This window comes from Raoultibacter timonensis (assembly GCF_022845715.1).
GTDB classification, from domain to species: domain Bacteria; phylum Actinomycetota; class Coriobacteriia; order Coriobacteriales; family Eggerthellaceae; genus Raoultibacter; species Raoultibacter timonensis.
On record NZ_AP025564.1, the window covers coordinates 2,175,127 to 2,197,083 of the forward strand.

19 protein-coding genes are annotated in these 21,957 nt (G+C 62.4%); 2 read left to right on the top strand and 17 right to left on the bottom strand.

The genetic code is table 11. The annotated features are described in order from the left end of the window. The first annotated feature begins 148 nt into the window (after window positions 1-148). Entirely contained in the window at window positions 149-1,312 is a 1,164-nt protein-coding gene (locus MWL89_RS08930; protein WP_244385771.1) for a baeRF3 domain-containing protein, read from the top strand. On the opposite strand, the gene MWL89_RS08935 is transcribed toward MWL89_RS08930, so the two are convergent. The 14 genes from MWL89_RS08935 to MWL89_RS09000 all read right to left on the bottom strand — a co-directional run bounded on the left by MWL89_RS08935 (window position 1,306) and on the right by MWL89_RS09000 (window position 18,469). After that, window positions 1,306-2,760: a GntR family transcriptional regulator gene (locus MWL89_RS08935; RefSeq protein ID WP_244385772.1), complete on the bottom strand. Its 1,455-nt coding sequence runs from the start codon at window positions 2,758-2,760 to the stop codon at window positions 1,306-1,308. The two genes, MWL89_RS08930 and MWL89_RS08935, sit on opposite strands and share 7 nt — an antisense overlap. A gap of 137 nt (window positions 2,761-2,897) precedes the next feature. Further along, window positions 2,898-3,857 (bottom strand): class II fructose-bisphosphatase, encoded by a 960-nt coding sequence (gene glpX, locus MWL89_RS08940; protein ID WP_244385773.1) that lies wholly within the window; start codon window positions 3,855-3,857, stop codon window positions 2,898-2,900. 57 nt (window positions 3,858-3,914) lie between these two features. Continuing rightward, a complete protein-coding gene (locus MWL89_RS08945; protein ID WP_244385774.1) occupies window positions 3,915-5,351 on the bottom strand; it encodes a transcription antitermination factor NusB in 1,437 nt (478 codons plus the stop codon). After that, window positions 5,341-6,288, bottom strand: a complete 948-nt coding sequence (gene fmt, locus MWL89_RS08950) for a methionyl-tRNA formyltransferase (protein ID WP_341801919.1) — start codon at window positions 6,286-6,288, stop codon at window positions 5,341-5,343. The genes MWL89_RS08945 and fmt overlap by 11 nt, the downstream gene beginning before the upstream one ends. 11 nt (window positions 6,289-6,299) lie before the next feature. Beyond that, window positions 6,300-6,830 carry a peptide deformylase gene (def, locus tag MWL89_RS08955; RefSeq protein WP_102378005.1) on the bottom strand — a complete coding sequence of 177 codons (531 nt, stop codon included), beginning with the start codon at window positions 6,828-6,830 and terminating at the stop codon, window positions 6,300-6,302. A gap of 90 nt (window positions 6,831-6,920) precedes the next feature. Continuing rightward, window positions 6,921-7,886, bottom strand: coding sequence for an SPFH domain-containing protein (locus MWL89_RS08960; protein ID WP_102378004.1), 966 nt, complete (start codon window positions 7,884-7,886; stop codon window positions 6,921-6,923). After that, window positions 7,883-8,311 carry an NfeD family protein gene (locus MWL89_RS08965; protein WP_244385776.1) on the bottom strand — a complete coding sequence of 143 codons (429 nt, stop codon included), beginning with the start codon at window positions 8,309-8,311 and terminating at the stop codon, window positions 7,883-7,885. Before MWL89_RS08965 ends, MWL89_RS08960 begins: the two co-directional genes overlap by 4 nt. 190 nt (window positions 8,312-8,501) lie before the next feature. Then, window positions 8,502-10,373, bottom strand: a complete 1,872-nt coding sequence (gene dnaG, locus MWL89_RS08970; RefSeq protein WP_244385777.1) for a DNA primase — start codon at window positions 10,371-10,373, stop codon at window positions 8,502-8,504. A 277-nt stretch (window positions 10,374-10,650) separates the two neighbouring features. Continuing rightward, window positions 10,651-11,232, bottom strand: coding sequence for a hypothetical protein (locus tag MWL89_RS08975; protein WP_244385778.1), 582 nt, complete (start codon window positions 11,230-11,232; stop codon window positions 10,651-10,653). An 89-nt stretch (window positions 11,233-11,321) separates the two neighbouring features. Further along, complete coding sequence (locus MWL89_RS08980; protein ID WP_244385779.1) at window positions 11,322-12,041, bottom strand: methyltransferase domain-containing protein; 720 nt, start codon at window positions 12,039-12,041, stop codon at window positions 11,322-11,324. Between the two features lie 28 nt (window positions 12,042-12,069). Next, a complete protein-coding gene (locus tag MWL89_RS08985) occupies window positions 12,070-12,909 on the bottom strand; it encodes a trigger factor (protein ID WP_244385780.1) in 840 nt (279 codons plus the stop codon). 58 nt (window positions 12,910-12,967) lie between these two features. Then, the gene (locus MWL89_RS08990; RefSeq protein ID WP_244385781.1) at window positions 12,968-14,467 is read right to left on the bottom strand and encodes an AAA family ATPase; all 1,500 of its coding nucleotides are present in this window, start codon (window positions 14,465-14,467) and stop codon (window positions 12,968-12,970) included. Between the two features lie 61 nt (window positions 14,468-14,528). Beyond that, window positions 14,529-16,202 (bottom strand): vWA domain-containing protein, encoded by a 1,674-nt coding sequence (locus MWL89_RS08995; protein WP_244385782.1) that lies wholly within the window; start codon window positions 16,200-16,202, stop codon window positions 14,529-14,531. 5 nt (window positions 16,203-16,207) lie between these two features. Then, window positions 16,208-18,469: a leucine-rich repeat domain-containing protein gene (locus tag MWL89_RS09000; RefSeq protein WP_244385783.1), complete on the bottom strand. Its 2,262-nt coding sequence runs from the start codon at window positions 18,467-18,469 to the stop codon at window positions 16,208-16,210. Between the two features lie 55 nt (window positions 18,470-18,524). On the opposite strand from MWL89_RS09000, the gene MWL89_RS16325 reads away from it, so the two are divergent. Further along, window positions 18,525-20,711, top strand: a complete 2,187-nt coding sequence (locus MWL89_RS16325) for a sigma-54-dependent Fis family transcriptional regulator (RefSeq protein ID WP_279611911.1) — start codon at window positions 18,525-18,527, stop codon at window positions 20,709-20,711. Between the two features lie 175 nt (window positions 20,712-20,886). Here MWL89_RS16325 and MWL89_RS09010 read toward each other — a convergent pair whose 3' ends face one another. The 3 genes from MWL89_RS09010 to MWL89_RS09020 form a co-directional block, all read right to left on the bottom strand. Continuing rightward, entirely contained in the window at window positions 20,887-21,219 is a 333-nt protein-coding gene (locus tag MWL89_RS09010; RefSeq protein ID WP_146040592.1) for a hypothetical protein, read from the bottom strand. Window positions 21,220-21,273: 54 nt separating this feature from the next. Beyond that, a complete protein-coding gene (locus MWL89_RS09015) occupies window positions 21,274-21,537 on the bottom strand; it encodes a hypothetical protein (RefSeq protein WP_102377994.1) in 264 nt (87 codons plus the stop codon). A gap of 75 nt (window positions 21,538-21,612) precedes the next feature. After that, window positions 21,613-21,957 carry a 4Fe-4S dicluster domain-containing protein gene (locus MWL89_RS09020; protein ID WP_102377993.1) on the bottom strand — a complete coding sequence of 115 codons (345 nt, stop codon included), beginning with the start codon at window positions 21,955-21,957 and terminating at the stop codon, window positions 21,613-21,615.

Below are 21,957 nucleotides of genomic sequence, written 5' to 3' on the forward strand. Positions count from 1 at the left end.
TTATACGCAATTCAACAGCATCGCAACCATCGAAAAACAGTGCCGTTCGTTCTCTGGCTCCCAACACGCGCAACGAGTATGGTAGGTATCAAGTTCACTATCGATTGCGGGTACCGAACCTGCAAGCAAGCACCCGAAGGGAGCACCCATGAGACCCGATCTGTCGGACATAACCGTACAAAGCGAATTCGACCCTGCCCTGTTTTCGAACCACGAGGGGCCGCTCGTATCGCTGTATATGACAACCCACCGCCATGCACCGGAAAACCGTCAGGACCCCATACGGTACAAGAACCTTGTAACCGAAGCGAAGAACCTGCTCGAGCTCAACTACGACCGCAAGGACTACGAGAGCGTCCTTGCACAGCTCGACCTGCTCGAGGCGTATCGCGACGCCGATGTATGGACCCATGCGAAAGACGGCCTCGCCGTGCTTGCCTCGAACAGCAAAACGACGGTATACCACCTCGACTATCCCGTCGACGAGTTCGTCTCCATCACCGATAAGTTCCACGTCAAGCCGCTCATCAGGAATTTCCAGTTCGGCTCGCACTACTATCTGCTCGCGATCAACGAGAACGGCTTCGAGCTCTTCGAGGGGGATTTTCATTCCATAGAAAAGCTCGAAATGCCCGATGGCGTCGAAACCGAGTTCCGCAAAGCGTTCGACGACTATACGAACTCGCTCTCCGGCATGAACGGTCATCAGGGAAGCCATTCCCCCACGTACCATCGCTACGGCGACAAGAGCAACGTCGACGAAAAGGATACCGCCGAGCACTTCCGCTATGCGGCCAAGACGGTCGAAGACCACTTCGCCAAATTCCGCTCCTGTCCGATAATGCTCGTAGGACTACCCGAAAACCAAGCGATTTTCAGGCAAGTCGCCGCAATGCCCACGCTTCTCAACGAAAGCATCGACAAGCCCGTCGAGTCTATGGACGAGAAGGAGCTCCTCGAACGCGCCGTACGGATCATCGAGGGCATACAGGAAACGCGCATCCGGGAGCGGCTCGGCAGGTTCGGTGACGAAGCGGTTCAAGGGCGCGCCTCGGCCGATCCACGCGAAATAGGCCATGCGCTTGCAGAGCGGAAGGTGGAAACGCTCTTCGTCGAGCAGGACAAGCTCATCCCCGGCAGCTTCGATCCCGAAACGGGCTCGTTGTCGTACGGTGCCGATATGCTCGACGCTTCCGACGACCTCACCGACGACCTGGCTCAGGCAACCTACGCCCAAGGCGGCGACGTGTTCGTGCTCCCGCACGACCGCATGCCCGCCGAAACTGGTGTCGCCGCTTTGTATCGCTACTGATCGGCAAGCGCCTCGTTCGCCCGCCGTGTTGCGGCAAAAAACTGCTGCACGGCGGCGAACATGCAACGGTAGTAGCCTGCCATCGCGTCGGAAAAACCCTGCAGATCCCTCTCCCGCAGCGCATCGATGCCATCGTAGCCGTATGAGAGCAATTCGCTTCTCCGTGCCTCCGAGGGCCCCATGAACATGAGGAAATGCCCCCATATCAGCAGATCGTTCAGCTCGGTCATCACGACACGCAAAGGGCGGATGGGGATGTGCGCGATCAGGCTTTCCGTCAAGGCGCTCGGCACCACCCATTCGCCCGTTTTCTGCGAGAGGTACGCCAACGCGTCCCGCTCGACGCCACCCAAATCGTCGGAGACCGAATTCACGACTGCGGGAAGGATAACGCAGACCATCTTCGCCGCATTGACGAACACATCGACATCGCGCATGAAGACCTTATCGGCAACAGAGCGCGGATCGAGCCGCACGTTAGACAGGCGCACGCGCGAACCGCGGCCGTTCACCGTCTCCACAACGCCCATGGTGTTGAGCATGCCGAGCGTCTTCTGGATGGTCGACGGCGATGCGCCGTACTCCTCGGACAGCGCGGCGATCGAGGGAAGCGCCTCGCCGTCGACGTACTCGCCCACCGCCATACGGCTCACCATATCGCGAGCAACCTGCGCGTACACGTAGCTTTTCCCGGCTTTGGCATCCCACTCATACGCGAATTCCCGGGGACCGTCGTAAGGATACGCCGCCGCAAGTTCCTCGAAATACGATTCGATGTACGCCGCCGTACCGCTGTACATCGACCCGAAGCGGTACTGAACCTCATCGAAATCCTTGCTTTTCAGCGATTCGAAGATCCAGGGCAACGTGTTACCGGAATCAATCGAAGCTTTCTCGTAGGGACTCTCGAAAGACGGGTGCACCGAAACGATGCTGATGCGTTCCAAACTGGCATAGCACTCCGAAAGCAAGGGATTGCCCGTCTTGTTGAGGAGCCCATGGAGCACCAGCGAAGACCGCGATAGGCGCCAATCGCCCTTGCACACTTCGAATTCCTTCCCTTTGACAGCGCGGCACAGCTCGCCGATCTCGCTTTCGCTGCAATGCTGTGCGGCACAGTAGAACAAGGGAGGCATGATGAGCTCGAGCGCCTTGAGGCTTTCGAGCACATCCTGTTTTCCAGCAAGCACCCTTCGCGCAGTTGCCTCGACATCCTCTTCGGCTTCGGTGCGATGGGTTACCGTCGCGCGTTTGCGCTCTTCGGTGGCGATGTAGCCGTCGGTTCGCAATGCGCTCAGCACATCGCGAACCGTTCTGAGGCCGACGTGGTAGCGCGTTGAAAGGTCTTTCATTGACGGAAGCGTATCGCCGTCGCGCAACGTACCGTCTTCGATTTTGCGCGCGATATCGCGATACATGTATTCGAACAACGTGTTTCGTTCCTGCACGCTCGCTCCGTTCAAGTAAAAAAAGATGCCCTACGGCATGGTCCGTAGGGCATCATATCATGCTCTTTGCCGAGAACCTGAGCTGCTCTCGGTAAAAATATTATCGTTTCGGTCGTCTATGACCGAACCATTCGGGCTTAATGGAATCTGATGACTCCGTTTTCGCCGCGACGGCAGGTCTTGATGAAGCGAACCGTCTTGTCGGCAGCGTTCATAACAACCGATTCGGTGGTAATGCATCCGTCCGTTTTCGAAACGCCGGAAACCATCTCGCCGTCGGTTACGCCGCACGCGAGGAACGCAGCGTCATCGGAACGAACGAGCATATCCATGGTAAGCACGCCGTCGAGATCCACCTCGGCGGTCTTCTCGGCACGAGCGCGCTCGTCGTCGGAGCGGAAACGGAAGCGCCCCATGAACGTACCGCCGATAGCCTTGAGACCCGTGCAGGCGAGCACGCCTTCGGGAGCGCCGCCCGAGCCCATGTACAAATCGATGCCGGTTCCGGGAACCGCCGTAGCGATCGCGCCGAACACGTCGCCGTCGTCGATCAGGCGCACGCGGGCGCCGGCATCGCGCACACCCTGGATAAGATCCTTATGGCGATCGCGGTCGAGGATGCACACGTTCACATCGGAAACCTCTTTGCCGAGCGCCTCGGCGACGGCGCGAACGTTCTCTTCGGGCGTGTTGTCGATATGGACCTTGCCGACACATGCCGGACCTGCAGCGATCTTTTCCATGTAGGTGTCAGGAGCAAACAGGAGCGCACCCTTCGGCGCAATGGCGATGGTCGTCAGTGCATTGGGCTTGTTGTATGCGCACAGGTTCGTACCCTCGAGCGGATCGACTGCGATATCGATCTCTTCGCCGCCGCGCCCGAGCTCCTCGCCGATGTAGAGCATGGGGGCCTCGTCGCGCTCGCCCTCCCCGATCACGATGCGTCCCGAGAACTCGATGTCGTTGAACGCGTTGCGCATGGCGGTCGTCGCCGCCTGATCGGCTGCGACCTTATCGCCCTTGCCCGACCAATCGGCACACGCGATGGCTGCAGTCTCGGCTACGTTGAGGATTTCCATGATTCGTGCAGCTTGCATACTTACCCTTTCGTAGATGTCCATTGAGTAGAGCTGATGAGCGCGATTCTACACCACTCATCTGGTGCGCACCATACGCACCGCGAAATGCGCATCAGAAGAACGCGGAGCGAGCCGCGTAGAGAATACGCGCGTTTTGCATATCTCGTCGAGCGCGAACGGCGAGCCCGCCTCGCTTTCGAGGAACCGTTTGACCACGGCCGCGTTCTCGGCCTTGAGCACCGTGCAGGTGGCATAGGCGAGCACGCCGCCCGGCGCTACGTGCCCGGCAGCCGATTCGAGCATCGCGAGACCCGTTTCGGCGAGCCTGTCGATGTCCTGCTCGGTTATGCGCCATCGGATCTCGGGATGGCGTCGGAGGGTTCCGAGCCCCGAGCAAGGCGCATCGATGAAAACCTCGTCGAAGACGGCTGCCGGCAGCACCTCGTCGAGCTTGGTCGCGTCGCCGGTATGCGCCGCCGAAACGCGCGCGCCGTAGCGGCTCGCGCGCTCTACGAGCAGCTTCGTCTTGAACTCGTGGTTGTCGAGCGTGCTCAACTCGAGCTGGCTTTCGTACAGGCGGTTCGCGTTGCTCTGCAGCAGGATGGTCTTCGTTGCCCGCCCCGCCCCGATCTCGAGAAACGTTGCCGGCTTCTTGCTTTTCGAGAGGACTCCCGCAGCCACCATCTGGGAAGCGGCATCGCTCACCAGTATCTTGCCGTCGGAGAACAACCGCTTCACGCCCTCGTCCTGCAAGGCCTTCGGCGCGGCAAGGCGATAGCACCCGGCAACGGCTTCGGTACCGATCCTCACTGTCTGCAGCGGCGCCGAAGCCCGCTCGAATACAGCGAGCACGGACTCGTCGCTTGCCTTCAAGCTGTTCACCGCAACGAATACGGGGGCGGGCTCGTTCGAGGCCGCCATGAAGTCAATCGCCCCGTCACGGCCGAGATCGGCTATGAGCCGATTCGCCAACCAGACGGGAAACGCATGCGACCGCGCAAGCGCCGCCGCATCGGTTGCAGGATCGCCGAACGGGAACTCCGCCTTGGAGGCCACGATCTTGCGCAGTACGGCGTTGGCGAGCCCGGCCGCCTTCGGAGCAATCGCCCTGACGAGCTCGACGCCCTGATCGACGGCCGCATGCGGACTCTTGTCGAGGAATACGATCTCGTAGGTGCTGATACGGAGCGCATCGCGCACATCGCTTTTGATGTCGGACGGCGATTTGAGACAGCGGTCGATGACCTCGTCGAGCGTTCCCGAGCTGCTCGCAACGCCAAGCGCGAGTTTGGTTGCGAACGCGCGGTCTTCCGGAGAAAGCGAAGAGGCGTCCACGTGCTTGGCGATGACGTCCTGCGCGTACGCGCTGCGCGTACGCACGATGGAGCCGACCTCGAGAGCCGCCCTTCGCGCGGGGCTCGCCTTGGCGGCGCGCTGCGCCCCGACCGAGCCGTTCGCCCGGCCGGAGACCCGATCGCTCGCACGCCCGCGCTCGGTTCCCTTATACGCCATCGGGCGCCCCCCAGCTCATACGACCGTCTTTGATGCCCTGCACGCCCGCCGCAAACGACTTCGCATCCATTGCCTGCTTTCCGTCGGGTTTGAGCCGTACAACCTCCACAGCGCCGCCCGTCGCACCGAGGAACAGTTTCTTGGCGGCGAAGCGCACCTCCCCGGGCTCCATGCCTGCGGCAAGTTCCGAAGCCCGCTCGTCGTTCGAGATATCCTTCAACTCCAAAACCGTAACCGCGCGGCCGGCCACCACCGCATGCGACGGGTGCGCCGCACTCGATGCGCGCACCTTCAGCACAAGCGCGCGGCAACGATCCGCCGGATCGAGGTCGAGCTCGTGCTTGCCGATCTTATCCGCATAGGTGACCCGGTCCTCGTCCTGCTCGATCCATTCGGCGGCGCCCTCCTGTATATGGACGAGCGCGGTCAGAAGGGCGTGCGACCCGAGGTTTGCCAGCTCGTCGGTCAGCTCGTCGGCGTTTTTATCCTCCATGTTGGCCGTACGGCATATGCAGTAGGCGCCGGTATCGAGCCCCTCCTCCATCCGCATCACGCATACGCCCGTCTCGACCTCGTCGGCGAGGATGGCGCGCTCGACCGGTGCTGCTCCCCTCCATGAGGGAAGCAGCGACGCATGCACGTTGATGCAGCCGTATTCCGGTATGTCCAAGACGGCGGGCGGGAGGATCATGCCGTACGCCGCGACGCATACGACGTCGGGCGCAAGCGAGGCGAGATGGTCCTGCTCGGATTCGTCGCGCAGCGTTTTGGGGCAGCGCACCTCGATGCCGTATCGCTCGGCAACACGCTTCACGGGCGACGCAACCGCTTCGGCTCCCCTTCCGCGCACGGCGTCGGGGCGCGTATAGGCGGCTACGACCTCGTGCTGCTGCACAAGGTCCTCAAGGATGGTTGCCGCGAATTCGGGCGTGCCCATGAAGACTATTCTCATTGCTCCGGACCTGTCTCTCCCGGCTTTGCGCCGTTCGCAAGCGCCACTTCGTATGCCCTGAGCGCTTCGATCCTCGTCATGGGATCGCAGACTTCGAACATGGTTTTGCCATCAAGATGATCGAGTTCGTGCTGGAGGCAGCGACCCAAAAGGCCGTCGCCCTCGATCGTCCATTCCTCGCCGTCGAGATCGAGGAAACGCACCTTCGCAAAAGGCGGTCGGGCGATCTCCACGGTGATGCCCGGGCACGAAAGGCAGCCCTCGCCCATGACGATAGGATCGCCCTGGAGCTCGACCAGCTCGGGGTTGATCATGTAGATGGGGTTCTTCTCGTCGGATTCGGTGTCGCAATCGACGACGACGACGCGCTTGAGCACGCCCACCTGGGGCGCCGCAAGGCCGCAGCCGTTGTTCTTGTACATGGCCTTCGCCATCTGCTTTGCAAGCTTCTTGATGCTTTTATCCTCGACCCGGCACGGCTCGCACACTTGCCGGAGCATGGGGTCTGGGGAGAGCACGATGTTCATATTCGTTTCCTTTTCAGAGTTATGTGTAAAAGGACCTGCGGGCACGTGCGCCCGCCAGGTCCCCGTTATTCAGAGCCATTGTCGAACAGGTCAGCGATCTTGTCCAGCGGTTTTATCGCGCTTGACAGAAGCATCATCAACGAATACCTCCTTGAGCGATGCGGCCAGACCCGCAATGCCCTGGATGTCGGACGGGACGATGAGCTTGGTGGCGGTGCCGTTGGCGAGAATGCCGAGCGACTCGAGCGCCTTCAAAGTGAGGACCGCGTTGTCGGCCCCGGCTTCGCGCACTACGCGGATGCCGTCGGCGGTCGCTTGCTGGACGTTGCGGATGGCCTCGGCCTCGCCTTCGGCCTCGCGGATCTGCTTCTCGCGCTCCGCCTCGGCGGCGAGGATGGTCTGCTGCTTGTTTGCCTCTGCGGCGAGGATGATCGCCTGTTTGTTGCCTTCGGCGATCGTGATGGCCGCCTGCTTCTCGCCTTCGGCCAAAAGCACCGCCTCGCGCTTTTCACGCTCTGCCTTCATCTGCTTTTCCATAGCCTGCTGGATAGCGGCAGGCGGCGTGATGTTCTTCACCTCTACGCGGTTGACCTTGATGCCCCAGGCATCGGTCGCCTCGTCGAGGATGGCGCGCATCTTCGCGTTGACCACATCGCGCGAGGTGAGCGTCGTATCGAGATCGAGATCGCCCACGATGTTGCGCAGCGTGGTGGCCGAGAGGTTCTCGATGGCGATGATGGGGTTCTCGACGCCGTAGCAGTACAGCTTCGGATCCATGATCTGGAAGAACACGACGGTGTCGATGGACATGGTTACGTTGTCCTTCGTGATGACGGGCTGAGGCGGAAAATCGAACACCTGCTCCTTGAGCGAGATGCCGCCGCGCACGCGGTCGATGAACGGCACCTTCACGTGCAGGCCGTTGTTCCAAGTAGTCAAATACGATCCGAAGCGCTCGACAACCGCCGCGGTCGCCTGGGGGACGATCTTGATGCAGGTGACCGAGAAGAGGACAAGCAAAACGACGAGCACCGCAACGACGATCAGAAGATTCATGAGGGTTTCCTTTCAACGATGAGCTTGATGCTCTCCCTGTCCTTGATGACGACCGTTTCACCGGCCGGTATTACCGAACCATCGGCGCTTCGAGCCGCCCACGTCATGCGGTTGGCGGTTTCGATGCGGCCCGAAAGGCGCTCGTTGTCGATGGCTTCGACCACGAGAGCCGACTGCCCGACCACGTCGGGCTCTTCCTGCTCACCGCGTTTGCGGTATTTGATGAACAGCGGCCGTAGCACGATCAGGCACACGATCGAGACGACGAAGAACACGACGAGCTGCACGATGATGTCGTAGCCGAGCAGATTCGCGAGAAACGCTACAAGCGCGCCGACGACGAACCACATGGTGATGAGGCCGAACGAAAGCACCTCCACGATGCCCATTACCGCTGCGACCCCCAGCCAAACGAAGGGACTCATTGCGCCTCCTTTCCTAACGGTACGTTCTCATTAATGTAATATATTCTATATCATATAAGGTCAGTCAACGCCGTTGTGCAACCCGTCCACTCATACTACACGCTTCGCTCCCGCAAAGACAACGCCGCCGAACGCAAAGCGATGCGCTGCGACGAACGGGATGGATCCCATCGCGTCGCAGCAAGGCTCGCTACGACTGTCCGCCCGACGTATGCGCGAGCCTTCTTTTCGCCAGCTCCTTCTGCATGGCAACAGCGCTCTCGAACAGCAACTCGTACTCCTGGGGATCGAGCCTGTCCGCCTGCGCAAGCTCTGCCTTGAGAGCCGCAACCGCATCCTCCATATCGCCGATAGCGAGCTCTTCGGCCAGAAACGAAGCGACCTGCGCAGCTCCGGACTCCTCCGACATCGTGCCCGAAGTGAGGATGCTCGCCGCCGCGGGCACCGCCTGCTGTGCAGCGGTGATGATTTCGGGTCCTTTCGCAGCGGGGTTGTCGGCCAGAGCGGCAAGGATACTTTGGGAAAGAAGCCCGTGCACCGGCTCGTGCCACTGCGTTTGAGCGAGCGCGTCTGCCAAGCGCAGGCCTTCTTCGGGACGCCTTGCCACCAGGCTCAAGAACTCGCGCTCGTAGCGTCGGCGCGACAGCTCGCTTTGCGGCAGCGCAGACGAAGGCCGCCTGCGAACCGGTTTATCCCCCGCAGCCTGCTCTTCATGCGAAGGCGCCTGGCGAGGAGCCTCGAGCAGTTCGAGCTGTTCGAGCACGTCGTCCTCCCGCGCACGCACCATGCCGGCGATCTGGATCGCATAGTCCTTCGCGAGAATCGAGTCTTTGATGGGCGCGAGCACCGCGAGCGCGTCGGCGAGCGCGGCGGCTCGGCCTTCGGCCGAAGCAAGGTTGTGCTTGGCAATGCGGCGTTCGATGCCGTATTTAAGCAGCGGGCGCGCCGAAGCGAGCAGCTCGCGCAGCGCATCGGCCCCGCGCTGGCCCACGAAATCGGCCGGATCGAGATCGTCGGGAAGCGTGACGGCCGCCAACTCGATCTTGGTACGGCCCGCTTCGGGAGTCATCGACCGATCGATGAACCCAAGGGCTCTGTCAGCAGCCCTCTGGCCGGCCTCGTCGCCATCGAACAGGTAGATGATCTGCCGCTTGGCGTGCCGCGAAAGCGCCCGGATATGCTGGTTCGTGAGGGCCGTCCCCAACGTCGCCACCGCGTTCTGGATTCCCGCTTCGTGAAGCGCGATCACGTCGGTATAGCCTTCGACGACCACGGCGATGCCCGAGGAAGCCATGGCCGTCTTCGCCTTGTCGAGGCCGAAAAGCACCTCCGATTTATGGAACACCGGGGTTTCCTGCGAGTTAAGGTACTTGGGCTGCCCGTCCCCGATGATGCGACCGCCGAACGCGATGCAATCGCCCTGCACGTCGAAGATGGGAAACATCACGCGGTTGTAGAACCGGTCCTTCAGGCCGCCGCGCCGAGAGTCCCCGCTGCCATCGAGGGCGACATTCGCGTCGACGAGCTCTTTATCCTTGAAGCCCTTCGCCTTGAGATGGCGGACAAGCTGGCCCGAACCGGGCGCGTATCCGAGCTCCCAGCGCTTGGGCACTTCGCCGCCGAACCCGCGGCTCGCCAGATACGTGCGCGCCGAGGCGGCTCCGGGATCTTTGCCGCGCATGAGCTGCGTATGGTAGAACTCGGCGGTTTCCTTGCAGATGTCCTTGAGCCGGGCCTTGTAGCCGTGGGCTACCGCAGGCTTGCCGTTCTCGGTGATCTGGACGTTGCCGCGCTCGGCGAGCTTGCGCACCGCATCGGGAAAATCGAGGTCGTCAACCTGCATGACGAAGCTGAATACGTCGCCGCCCGCACCGCATCCGAAACAGTGCCACAGCTGGGATGCCGGATCGATCTTGCATGACGGCGTTTTCTCGTCATGGATAGGGCAGCAGCACCAGAAATCCCGTCCACGCTGGCGCACGGGCACGCGATCGCCGACGACCGACACGAGGTCGTTCGCCTCGCGGACCTTTCGGATGTCCTCTTCGCTGAATCCTGCCACTGACTGAGTGTTCCTTCGCCATGAAACGCCTATAACGGTATGTTCCTTTGCAGTATACCCCATATGCGGCGCCTCGACGCACGCCGCACGGCAGACAACACACCGCGAAGCGCTCCGGGCGGCTGCGAGAAGAACCGCGCTCGCACCCGCCCGGCAAGAGCGCCGCTCGCAGGATCGCCCGCCTTCTCTCACCCTCGCGGTGAATGCGCGTACGGCCCGTTCGCTCCGTCGGGCACCGAGGGCGAAGATGCGCCCAGCGTCGTTCCGTCGAAGCGCCCTACCATGGGGTCGCGCAGTCGCAACCGGTGCGGACCTGGCCTTTCCCGTGAGCACGCCGCTTCAGCTTGTCGATGGTCCATCGCTCGAAGATGAGCGTCCTGTGTCCGCGGTACACGTCGAACGCACCCTCGAGCTCGATGCCCACGCACGAGAACGACCCGTTGATCGAGCCGTAGAGCTCCGCCGCCTTCGCATTGAACCCGCTGTCGGCAAGCAGGTACACGTTCGCCCCGTGCCCACGGCCGTGCAGCGGGATGAGCAGCTCGTTTCCCTTGCCCTCGAGGAAGAGGCCTTTGTTCTCGAGCAGCACGCCCCGAAGCGCGCGTTCGGGCTCGAAGCGATCGGCCCAGGGCTCCTTGTTCATCTTCGCCCAATACGCCCATGCGTTCTCGAAGCGACAGGCATCGTCGTCGTAGATCGCCTTGAAGAACCCTCGGCAATCCTCGGCCCGCTCGAGATGCTCGCCGAATTGGGGCCAAACGCCGCCCGCGATGCTCGCCAGGGCCAACAGTTCGCGATAGTCCTTCGCCTGCGGGGCATCCATTGCCTCGACCTGCGCTTTCAGATCTTCATAGTTCATTGTCTCCCCTTGAATACGTTGCCGCTAAGGCATGTGCCTCGCAGCCTTTGCCTTCGGCGCCCGCATACGGGCGCCCTTACACGGCCAATCTAGCGCCGCGGCTTGCAGATGCGCGCCGTGGTCTTTACGAACCGCACCTTCTCGTCGGTCTCGGCGACCGGCACCTCGAAACCGTTCTCGAAGCCCGTCTCGGCGGCGACGTCCGATTCCTCGTAGTACTCGGGAGGCTCGAACCCCGCGCGGCCGACCAGCGCTTCGAACTCTGCGCGGGAAAGCGCCGCCTGCACCGCGTTGCCGAGGGCGCGGGCGCGGGCCACCGTACCGGCATCGCGCGGCCCTGCGGCGACCACCCCGTCGAACACGAGCACTCCGCCGGGCCGCAGCACGCGGAAAAGCTCGCGAAATACCGCTTCGGGGCAGTAGTCGATGTTGATGCTGCTGTTGGCGAACACAAGATCGAACGCATCGTCTTCGAGTCCTGCCGCCGCGAGATCCTCGGGGTACGCCACGCGGAACTCCATGTTGTTCTCGGGCAGCCCGTTTCGGCGCCACGCGTCTTCCACGAAGGATTCGGCGATGGCGATCCATGCGGGGTTCGGATCGACCCCCACGACATGGCCGCGAGATCCGACGTAGTCGGAGAGCTTCACGACCCCCTTGCCCCGGCGGCAGTCGACATCGAGCACGCGCTTGCCCGCAATGCCGCCCAAGAGCACCATCTTGCACTGGCTCGCGAACCCGTACTCCCTAGGCGTCTGCTCGTAATGCGCTTTCAGGGCACCCTCGTCGATCGGCTGTCCTTCGTTCATGCTCATCACCCCGGCTGTGCGGACTCGGCTACCGATACGACACGCGCGAGTTGTTGACCAGCCACGACAAGGCGGCTTCGCGGCGTGCGAACACGACGGCCTCGTCGCCCAAGCCCTGCTCTTCGAGCTGCTTGCGAATCTTGATGCGCTGTTCGAGATCGTTGCCGGGCATCTGGGCCGTGATGTCGTCGTCGGACAACTCGATGTTCAGGTGCTCGGCAAGCGCGTCGATCGCGCAGGTGACCTTGAGCGCATCGAGGGGCTGGCCGGGCAGCAGGTCGGCCGGATCGGGCTCCTCGACCAGGCGCTTCGCCAGCTCGTCGAGCACGAGGTCGGGAAACTGCGCGTCGTCTTTGGCCATGTCGGGCTTGCCGAACTGCTTGGCGACGCCCTCGCGGAACTCGGCGATCGTCGTGGCGGGGGCGAAGTGCTCGGCCACGAACTCGTCGGTCAGCTCGGGTGCGCAGCAGCTGAGGATCTTCTCGACGGTCACGGCCATGGTCAAACTCGATGCATCGCCGTCCTGCGCGAGCGGGAGCTTGATCTTCGCCTCGGCTTCTTTCGTTTCCCCCGCGGCCATGCCGACGAGCTCCTCGTCGAACGTGCGCGGCATCTCCCCTCCGCCCACGTGGTAGAGCGAGTGCTCCAGCACGAAGTTCGAGGCGGGGTTGCCGTCGATGCGCGCATCGACGGTCGTCACCACCACGTGGTCGCCCATGGCGACCCCGCGATCTTCGGCGATCTCGCGGTACTCGGCCAAAGGCTCGAGCAGCTTCTCGATCTGGGCGTCGACCAGCGATTCGGGAACCTGGGGTTTCGGCAGGTCGAGCTCGATCGGGTCGTACGAGGTGAGCGTGTACTTCTTCATTGTTCCTTCTCCTTTTTTTCTAAGGTGCTTTCCGTTATCGAAACGCGTATCGAACGCGTCATAAGCTCAGGTCTTCGATGCGTCGGCGCAGATCTCGCTGGCGTTCCGAAAGTATCATGTCGGCGTTGTGGGCGAAATACGACTCGCTTCCGTACTGGGCTATGTAGCGCGCCGAGCTCGTACGCGACGTGAGCTCCGTAGTGAACACGAGCATCTCCTGCTGCTCGCCGAACGCGGCCGCCACGAAGGAAAACGCACGCGCAAGCCGGGCTTCAACGGCATCCGCGCGGGCCCGCAGCGCATCGACCCTGTCGTCGAACGCCTGCGCAACGAACGCGAAACCCGCAGGGGAATCCGCACTGCCCACCGCGAGTCTGAAATCGGCCAGATCATCGAGCACGCGCTCGACCGTCTCGCGGCGGCCTTTCCCGATGGTGCCCGCAGCCACCGCAAGCTCGAGCTGCGAGGCTCGGCCGCGCTCAACCGACTCGATGCACTCCCGCACGTCGCCCCCGTCCTCGACGGCAACCTTCACGCTGCGCATATCGTCGCGCAGGGCGACGAGCACGTCGGTATCGCCCATAACGGCCGCCATCTCGCCGCACACGGCGTCGATCAGAAGGCCGATGAGGGAAAGGCGCTCGTCGAACTCCGCCGAACCCGCTCGATCGGCAATTTCGTCCACGTCGCCGCCGTCGAGTATCTCGTCGATGCGGTAGTCGTCGCGGTACTTGTTGAACAGATCGTAGTAGGCGGCGAACTCGCGGGCGATCGTATCGTTTTGCACGTACTGCACGATCAGGTCGAAATCGACCGGTTTGCCCAGCTGTTCGAATACCCCCATCATGTCGGAGAGGTCGTCCCAGCCGCGCGCGGTGACGAACGACTTCCCTTCGAGCGACGCCTCGATGGAGTAGAAGCGGTTCTTCTTGATCTCGAGGAACGTGAGGACGGCAGGATGCGTGCCCTTCGACACGGCATAGGTTTTCCATGCCCCGAAATCGGGCTCGACGCTGATCTTCTTGACGCGGTCGAGCGTGACGATGTCGAACTCGTGCACCGATTTGTTGTACTCGGGCGGATTGCCCGCGCAGGCGATGATCCACCCGTCCGGAACCGCATGGCGCCCGAACGTCTTGAACTGCAGGAACTGCAGCATGGAGGGATAGAGCGTCTCGGATACGCAGTTGATCTCGTCGAGGAACAGTATTCCCTGTTTGACCTGGGTATTTTTCATGTACGCATACACCGAGGCGATGATCTCGCTCATGGTGTACTCGGAGGCCTCGTATTCGGTGCCCTCGTACTTTTCGTGCACGATGAACGGCAGGCCGAGCGCGCTTTGGCGCGTATGGTGCGTCATGGAGTACGACACGAGCCCCATGCCGAGCTCCTGGGCGATCTGGGCCATGATGGCCGTCTTTCCGATGCCGGGCGCGCCGACGAGAAACACCGGGCGCTGCCGCGCGATGTCCAAAAGGGGCCGCCCGTGCGCATCGGTGGCCAAATACGCCTCTATCGTATCTTTCACCTGCTGTTTAGCGTCTGCAATGTTCATCGTCTGCTCCTCGTATCCGCCTGCCGTCGTTCTTTCCGCCCGCTGTTCGCACCGCCATCCGTCACGGCAGCCCCCTCTCGTCCAAGATGACCTTCAGCGCCCACGGGGGTACGGCCGGATCGGAATAGCCGTCGTCGAGGAACACGAACACCGCTTCGTAGGCCGGCTTTCTCGGCGGGAACGTGCCCTGCCCGTCGGTGAAGTAGACGAGCCCACGCAGATCGGAGAACGCGCGTTTTTCCACCAGCAGGTTGACGTATTCGAACACCGGGCGGAAATCGGTTCCGCCGAACCCCTTGAGCTCCATCGTGTCGATGTAGAGGTCCAGCTCGTCGAGCGAGGTGATCACCGTATCCTCCTGAACCCGCGCGTCGCACTGGATGATGTGGATGTTCACGCGCTCGGCGAAGTTCTCGACCTGCTTCAAGATGTTGTAGGTCTTGCGGATGAAAGCCTGCACCAGATCGCCCGAAACCGATTCGGAGGTGTCGATGGCGATGGCGAAATCGTGCACCGAACGCGTCTCCTTGTATTCGAGCGGCTCGATCAGCGGCATGTTGCCGTATCGGTTCAAGCCGTAGGTGTAGTAGATGTAGTCGAACTCGTCGGGGTTCACGCGCATGCGCTCGTGCAGCGTGGCGAAGCGCTTGAGGAACTCGGCGTAGTCGTAGCGTTCCCGATTGACCGCTTCGAGCGCGGCGGCGAAGCTTCCCGCGCCGTCGCCCTGCCGAAGCATATGCGCCTCGAGCTCGATCTGGATGCGCCGGCTGATATCCTCCCACGTCTCCATGAGCGCCTCGTCGGGTGCCGATGCGTCCTCCGCGCCGCCTTCGTCCTCCGCGCCGCCCTCGTCTTCCGGGGCATCGCTTTGCTCCTGCTGGTCGGCGGCCTCGCTTTCGTCTTGCGGGTCGTCGGCCTCTTCGCCATCCCGATCCCCACCCCCCTCCCCTTGCGAGGAAGCATCGAGCGCGTCGTCGAGGGATTCGCTCCCCTCGGTTGCGGGCAGCTCGCCGCCCTCGCGATCCTCCGGCATCTGGCGCGCGGCGCCCTGGGCGCCCCCCGCCGCACCGTCTTGCCCCTCGCCGTACCAGAGGCCGTGGGAGTCGTGGTAGAACAGGGGCGCAAGCGAGCGCAGATCTATCTGGTTGCCTTCGTTCGCGAAGAAGCGGTACAGCCGCTCGGCCGTCACCACGCCGCCGAGCTGCGCTCCGATGACCTTGAGCGATTCTTTGGCGCGCCTGTCCATGTTGCAGGGAAAGGAGTCGCCCACCAGGTCGAGCAGCAACGCCTCGATGGCTATGTCGCACGCGACGTCCCACGGCTGGCGCAGGACCGAGTACAGCATGAACGGGTGGCGGAATATGCAGTGGAACAGGCAGTGGATGACGTCGCGCACCACCTCGTTCGGCGAAATCTTGAACCGCGCCACCACGTACTCGGGATCGAAGTACAGCTTCGCGCCGTCGCTCGCAAGGCCGTAGATCTCGAAGCTCGGCACGAGCGGCATGCGCCACAGCGCGCGGTCGAGGAAGCGGAAGCGCACCGCAAGCGATGCGCGCGCCTCTTCCAGGATGTCGGCGGCCACCGGCAAGCAGCGCTCGTAGCGCTCGCGCTTCTCGGCCATGCGCTTCTCCGAAGACAGGCCGACCTTGGGCGCCGGGTCGCCTTGGGCGCGCCCGAGCTTTCGCTCTTTGAGCACCACGTCTCCCTCGGCTATGGGTGTCAGGTCTTTCATGCGTCTCACAAGCTGAAGTCCACGCCCGCGTTCGGCATCGATCGGTGCCGAAGCTCGAGCAGGCATGCCGTAGCTTGCGTCCTCCCCTCTCGCATCGCCGCGTCCAGCTCGGCCCCGACGCTGTCGGCGTCGAGCAGCCCCCTGCCGTCCAGCCACAGCAACGATTCCAGATCGCCCCGCTCGGCGAAGTGGCGGCACACGGGCCGGTTCTTCCGCAGAATGATGCCCTCGTACAGCCCGCGCGTATGGTCTGCGAGGCGCATCGGATGCCTCAGACGTTCGAGGGCCGCCGAGGCGAACTGGCCGACGTCGGCCGCATGGGTCGCCCACGAGTCGTAGTAGTCGAAGTCGAAGACGGTTCCCGTCGGGCCCGCATCGAACAGGTAGGACGGCGATCGGTACCGCGAAGAGAGGTCGGGGACCGGGAAATCGCCCGACGCGTAGCCGTCGACGGGCTCGGGAAACTCCACGTGCACGAGCGGAATGGTGCGCGCCGTCGAGAAGGCCCCGATGCAAATGCTGCGCAGATGGCCGTGCAGGTAAAGCTCGTCTACGCCGGACGTACCGCAGAATGCGAGGCCGGCGATGTGCACCACCCGATCGGGAATCCTCACGACGGAATCGGGGCCCACGTACAGGATGCACGCGTCGCCGCCCGCCTTCGCCCCGCCCCGCTCGCAGAGAAGCCCGCTTTCCACGTAGAACACGGGGTTTTCCGCATCGAGGAACAGCGATCCGAGGGGAGCCCGCGGCATCAGCTGGTTCGAGCCCTGGACGAGCAGGGCGCCGTCCCCGATGCGCCGCACGTTCTTCGAAAGGCGAAGCGATCGGATGGAGGTGTCGAGAAACGCGCCGTCACCGATGCGCGCAAGGCTCTCGGGCAACCCGACGTGCTGCAGCTGACGATTGCCCCGAAACGCCTCGCGTCCGATTTCGAGCACGCCTTCGGGCAGCTCGATCGCGCGCACCTTCCCGTGGCGCTTGAACGCCTCGTCTGCGATCGCGCGGGTGCCGGGGCGCACGCAGTAGCGCCCAACCGGCCCAATAAGCTCAAGGAACGTACCGCGGCGATACAGGCCGCCTTCGCCGTCCAGCTCAAGCAAAGGATTGCCCGCGTCAATGCGCAGGCGCCCATCGACTACGCGCTCTTGCGCAGGCGTATGGTCGAACGCGCGAAACCCCAAGCGCTCCAAGGCGCACGGCAGTTCGGCGCGCGAGACGGCGGTGAAAGCGAACGCCTCGGGGCCGATCTCCCTCAACCCGCTCGGCATCTCGACGTGCTCGAGCTTCGAACAGTGGAAGAACGCCTTGCTCCCGATCGACTCGAGCGAAGCGGGCAAGCGGACCTTCGCCAGGGACGTTTTCGCGAATGCCATCCTGCCGATGCGGGTCAGCGTATTCGGCAGGGTCACCTCCCTCAGTTCCGAAAGCGAATCGAAAGCGCGCTCGTCGATGACCTCGCATCCCTCGGGCACCTCGTAGGTCTCGCCCGCAACGACAAGGCGGTAGAGACGACGGCGGTCTTTCGAGACGAGCGCCCGCCCATCGGTGACGAAACGCTTGTTTTCGGAGTCGACCCGTATCCTCTCGAGATGCGGCAGACCGAGAGGTTTCGCGTCGAGGGCCTCCACGAGCGGACCGAAGGCAACGGTTCTGACGGGAGCGCCGGAAAGCGAGTTGCCCTCAAGGCGAACCACGGGGCTGGTCAGGGTGACCTCGACGAGCGCTGGGCAGTTGAGAAACATCGTGGGGTTCACGTCCGCGAGCGCCGCCGACAGCCTGACGCTCTTCAGGTTGGTGCAACCGTCGAACACGTGGTTGCCTGCATGTTCGATCGAATCGGGCAGCGAGACGCACTCGATCTCCTCGTGGCCTCTGAAGATGTTGGTCGCAAGCGAAACCACGCTTACGCCGTCGATGCGCTCCGGCACGTCCACGCTGGCAGCGCAACCGTCGTAGGCAAGCAGCCGGATTGCGCCTGACCCGTTGATGCGGTAGCGGTACCCGCCGCAAACCCGCTCGGGGGCATTCGCCGCCCCGCAAGAGCGCCGAGGCGAATCCGAAGATGCTTTTGAGACGAGCTTCTCGGCAGGAGAACGGCGGATGCCGTGGTCGAAGGAGAGCGCCGCGGGCTCGACGTCTGCGCCCAAGGCGTCGAGCCCCCAGGGCCTGCGCCCGACGGCGCCGCGCAACGGCGACTCGCACGTCGGCGGGTTCTCGCCCTTGAGGCTTTTCTCGAAATGATCTTCTACTTTAGCTTGAAGCACAATGATATCCTATAATGTCATGAAGCACTTTTATTGCCAGCGCACGGAGGCTCTTATGGACAACGCCGCAGGTACCGTGGACTCTGATTACGTGGAAGACCTCCAACTCATCAGATCCATTCGAGAAGACGATTCATTTTGGGACTGCATCTTCGAGGCCAAGCTCGACTTCCTCAACAACGATGCCGACCCCTTCCAAGCAAGCTGCGTGCGACCCGAAATAGCCGACTCGTGGGTTCGTTCGTACAACAGCGGGCTCAAGCCCGACGACTCCGACCTCGGGGAGCACATCACCGAGGATGAGCTTCAGCGCGTTCTCGCCGAAAACGCCGAGATAGCGGATACTGCTCGCTCGCTCATCAAGAACGTCGAATCGCTGAACCTGCAGAACGATTACATTTTCGAACTGCTCGACGCAAGCGGCATAGCGCTCGTCCAGATCGGGAACCTCGACCAGCATCAGTTCGTCGGCCCGCTCTACCGCTGCGACGAAGGGAACGTGGGAACGAACGCGCATACCCTGTGCATGCGCTACAAGAAACCGTTCGTCGTCGTGGGACCCGAGCACTACTGCTTCGCCCTGCAGGGCCTCATAGCCTGCGCCGCACCGGTTATCGACCAGTCCGATACGAGCATCGCAGCGCTCACGCTCACGCAATCCATACCGGAGGGTCCGCTTTCGCCATCCGACGAAAAGGTTCTCGTCCATGCCATGAGCCTCGTGTCGTCGCTCGCCATCGCCCTGAGCGACCAGCTGCGCATCAACCAGCAAGAGGTCAAGCTCGCCGAAACCGAGCAGAAGTACAGCCAGGCCTCCCTTGAAGCCCAGCGGTTCGAGAGCATCTCGCGCACCGTCATCAACGCGGTGAAGGACGGCGTTTTGATCTGCAACGCCGAAGGATCGATAACGCTTGCCACCCCCGAAGCCGCGCACCTGCTCAAGATACCGCCCGAGGATCTGATGGGAACCAACGCACGCTCGCTCGTGGGCGACGGACGCTCCTTCGAAGAGATAGTCGAACAGGGCGGTTCGACGACGGTCATCATCGACGAGGAGCTCCACGAAACCAAGATCTCGCAGATATTCGGCAGTAAGAGCGAACTCGAAGGCTTCATCATATCGCTCAAGGAAGCCAAGCGTACGACGCTCGGAGCCTCGCGCGGCAAAGTCGGCGACACCGCCGACATCCTATTCAAAGATATACTCGGGGAAAGCACCCAGATCAACAAGGCGAAAGCCCTCGCCTCGCGATTCGCCCGATCGACCGAGAACATCCTTCTCATGGGCGAGAGCGGCACGGGTAAAGAGTTGTTCGCCCAGGCCATTCACAATCAAGCATGCCCGAACGGCCCCTTCATGTCGATCAACTGCGCGGCCATTCCCCCCCGCCTCATAGAAAGCGAGCTGTTCGGCTACGAGAGCGGAAGTTTTACGGGTGCCGAGAAGGGCGGCAAGCCAGGCAAGATAGAGCTTGCCGAGGGCGGCACGCTTTTCTTGGACGAAATAGGCGACATGCCCCTCGAACTCCAGGCCACGCTGCTGCGCGTCCTGGAGAACAAGCGCGTCATCCGCGTCGGCGGGAAAACGTACAAGCAGATAGATTTCCGCCTGATAGCCGCAACGAACCAGAACCTTCCGAAGCTCGTGAGCGAGCACCGGTTTCGCGAAGACCTGCTCTACCGCATATCGGTGCTCACCGTCAATCTCCCCCCGCTGCGCGACCGAATCGGCGACGCGCTCTACTTCGCGCGGTTCTTCCTCAACGAATGCCAGATCAGAACCGGAAACGGCAGGGTCACGCTCTCCGACGAGGCCGCGCATTTCGTCAGCGTCTACGCATGGCCGGGAAACGTTCGCCAGCTCAAACACGCTATCTATTCCGCGTACTACACCTGCGAGAACGGCGTGATCAACATAGACGATTTCCCCTTGTACATCGCGCAGAACCTCAATCACCGCGCCCCAGCGGAACATCTCGGCTCCGAACCTTCCGGGGCCTTGACCCAAAATGAATCGTCTTCTTCTGTCAAGGTACAGGACGGCTGCGCTCCCGCATCGAACACCGCGAGCGAACCGTTCTGCGTCGCGCAGGATTCACCTTTGCCGACGCTTTCCCTCAGCGACCTCGAGCGCATCGCCATCAACGAGGCGATCAGGCAGGCTGACGGCAACATCGCCGCAGCTGCAGCCATCCTCGACATCAGCAAGGCGACGCTCTACCGTAAGCTCAAAGACTCGTAAACGTCTTCCCGCCTGCGGCGATCGCCGCAAAATCCCAGAACGGCAAAGGGCTGGAAACATGTGGCAACCACGTCCCAGCCCGATAAACCTTTTCAGCGCGGTTCTACGCGCCCTGCCCCGCTTCGATATCAGGCTGCGCCTCGACGCCGTTCGAGCTTACGCCCAGCAGATCGCCTCAGAATGCATGCCCGCATTTCTTGCATACGGTCCGCGTTCCCAACACGTAGCTGCCGCATTCCGGGCAGACTTTCGTGCGCCCCTTCTCAACGCATTCGTTGCACAAGGGCCTCTCGAACGGCGTGCAGAAGAAGCAGGATTTCTTCACCTCGGCGTTGAGGTGGGTTACCGCCTTCCCTTCGTTGTGGGGGACCGGTGAGCCGCACTTCTTGCACGTTTCCCGTTCGTAGGGGTTGTACCACCCGCATTCCGGACACTCGACGGGGAACTTGTACTCCGCCTTTTTATGGCAACGACTGCACCACGGACTGCATGTCCTGCAATTAGGCATGGCTGCTTCGCCTCATCCTGAAACATCCGGCGTACGCCGTCGAACCCGACGACCCTACGGCGTCGGCGGTTTCGGGGCGCCGGGTGCTTTTGGGGCCGAGGGAGCTCCCGGTGCCTTGGGGGCGCCATCGAGGCCCTGCGGCGTGAGGGAAATCTCTTTGGGCTTGCCCGCGGGGGGAGCCACGGCCTCGTCTGCCGCCTTGCGGGACTCGTTCAGATCGGCTCCGCATTTCGAGCACGTCTCGTTCGTGGGTTTGTTGAACGCACCGCACTCGAGGCATTTGACGATAGTGACGGTGTTGGCTGGTCTGTAACACATGGCAATCTCCTTACTGATACGAATTCTCAGATTCGGCGCTCCGCTGAAACACGGAGCGCCGATGAGACTCGATGCTTACTGCTCGGGTACGTAGACCCAGGTACGGGGCATTTCCTTGGCCATCTCAGCCAACTCGTCCACGGTACCGTACTTCATGCAAGCCGACTGGCAATGATGCACGCAGGTCGGAAGCTTGCCCGCTGCGGTGCGGTCGGCGCACAGGTCGCACAGCGACGTCATAACGGGCAGGTAATTGTACTCGAACTTGCCGTTCGGCATCTTGCGCGGGCCGTCCTCGAACAGCTGGATGCCGTTGGCTTCGCCGGCTTCCCAGCCATGTTCGACCTTGCAGGCCATCTCGCAGGAGTGGCAGCCGGTGCACCACGTATAGTCGATCAAAAGACCGTATTTCTCCGCCAT

Excerpts from the sequence above, each read along its gene's own strand:
- MWL89_RS08930 (WP_244385771.1), top strand. The coding sequence starts at position 149 with ATGAGACCCGATCTGTCGGACATAACCGTACAAAGCGAATTCGACCCT.
- glpX (WP_244385773.1), bottom strand. The coding sequence starts at position 3,857 with ATGCAAGCTGCACGAATCATGGAAATCCTCAACGTAGCCGAGACTGCA.
- MWL89_RS08945 (WP_244385774.1), bottom strand. The coding sequence starts at position 5,351 with ATGGCGTATAAGGGAACCGAGCGCGGGCGTGCGAGCGATCGGGTCTCC.
- fmt (WP_341801919.1), bottom strand. The coding sequence starts at position 6,288 with ATGGGCACGCCCGAATTCGCGGCAACCATCCTTGAGGACCTTGTGCAG.
- def (WP_102378005.1), bottom strand. The coding sequence starts at position 6,830 with ATGAACATCGTGCTCTCCCCAGACCCCATGCTCCGGCAAGTGTGCGAG.
- MWL89_RS08960 (WP_102378004.1), bottom strand. The coding sequence starts at position 7,886 with ATGAATCTTCTGATCGTCGTTGCGGTGCTCGTCGTTTTGCTTGTCCTC.
- MWL89_RS08965 (WP_244385776.1), bottom strand. The coding sequence starts at position 8,311 with ATGAGTCCCTTCGTTTGGCTGGGGGTCGCAGCGGTAATGGGCATCGTG.
- MWL89_RS08975 (WP_244385778.1), bottom strand. The coding sequence starts at position 11,232 with ATGAACTATGAAGATCTGAAAGCGCAGGTCGAGGCAATGGATGCCCCG.
- MWL89_RS08980 (WP_244385779.1), bottom strand. The coding sequence starts at position 12,041 with ATGAACGAAGGACAGCCGATCGACGAGGGTGCCCTGAAAGCGCATTAC.
- MWL89_RS08985 (WP_244385780.1), bottom strand. The coding sequence starts at position 12,909 with ATGAAGAAGTACACGCTCACCTCGTACGACCCGATCGAGCTCGACCTG.
- MWL89_RS08990 (WP_244385781.1), bottom strand. The coding sequence starts at position 14,467 with ATGAACATTGCAGACGCTAAACAGCAGGTGAAAGATACGATAGAGGCG.
- MWL89_RS08995 (WP_244385782.1), bottom strand. The coding sequence starts at position 16,202 with ATGAAAGACCTGACACCCATAGCCGAGGGAGACGTGGTGCTCAAAGAG.
- MWL89_RS16325 (WP_279611911.1), top strand. The coding sequence starts at position 18,525 with ATGGACAACGCCGCAGGTACCGTGGACTCTGATTACGTGGAAGACCTC.
- MWL89_RS09010 (WP_146040592.1), bottom strand. The coding sequence starts at position 21,219 with ATGCCTAATTGCAGGACATGCAGTCCGTGGTGCAGTCGTTGCCATAAA.
- MWL89_RS09015 (WP_102377994.1), bottom strand. The coding sequence starts at position 21,537 with ATGTGTTACAGACCAGCCAACACCGTCACTATCGTCAAATGCCTCGAG.
- MWL89_RS09020 (WP_102377993.1), bottom strand. The coding sequence starts at position 21,957 with ATGGCGGAGAAATACGGTCTTTTGATCGACTATACGTGGTGCACCGGC.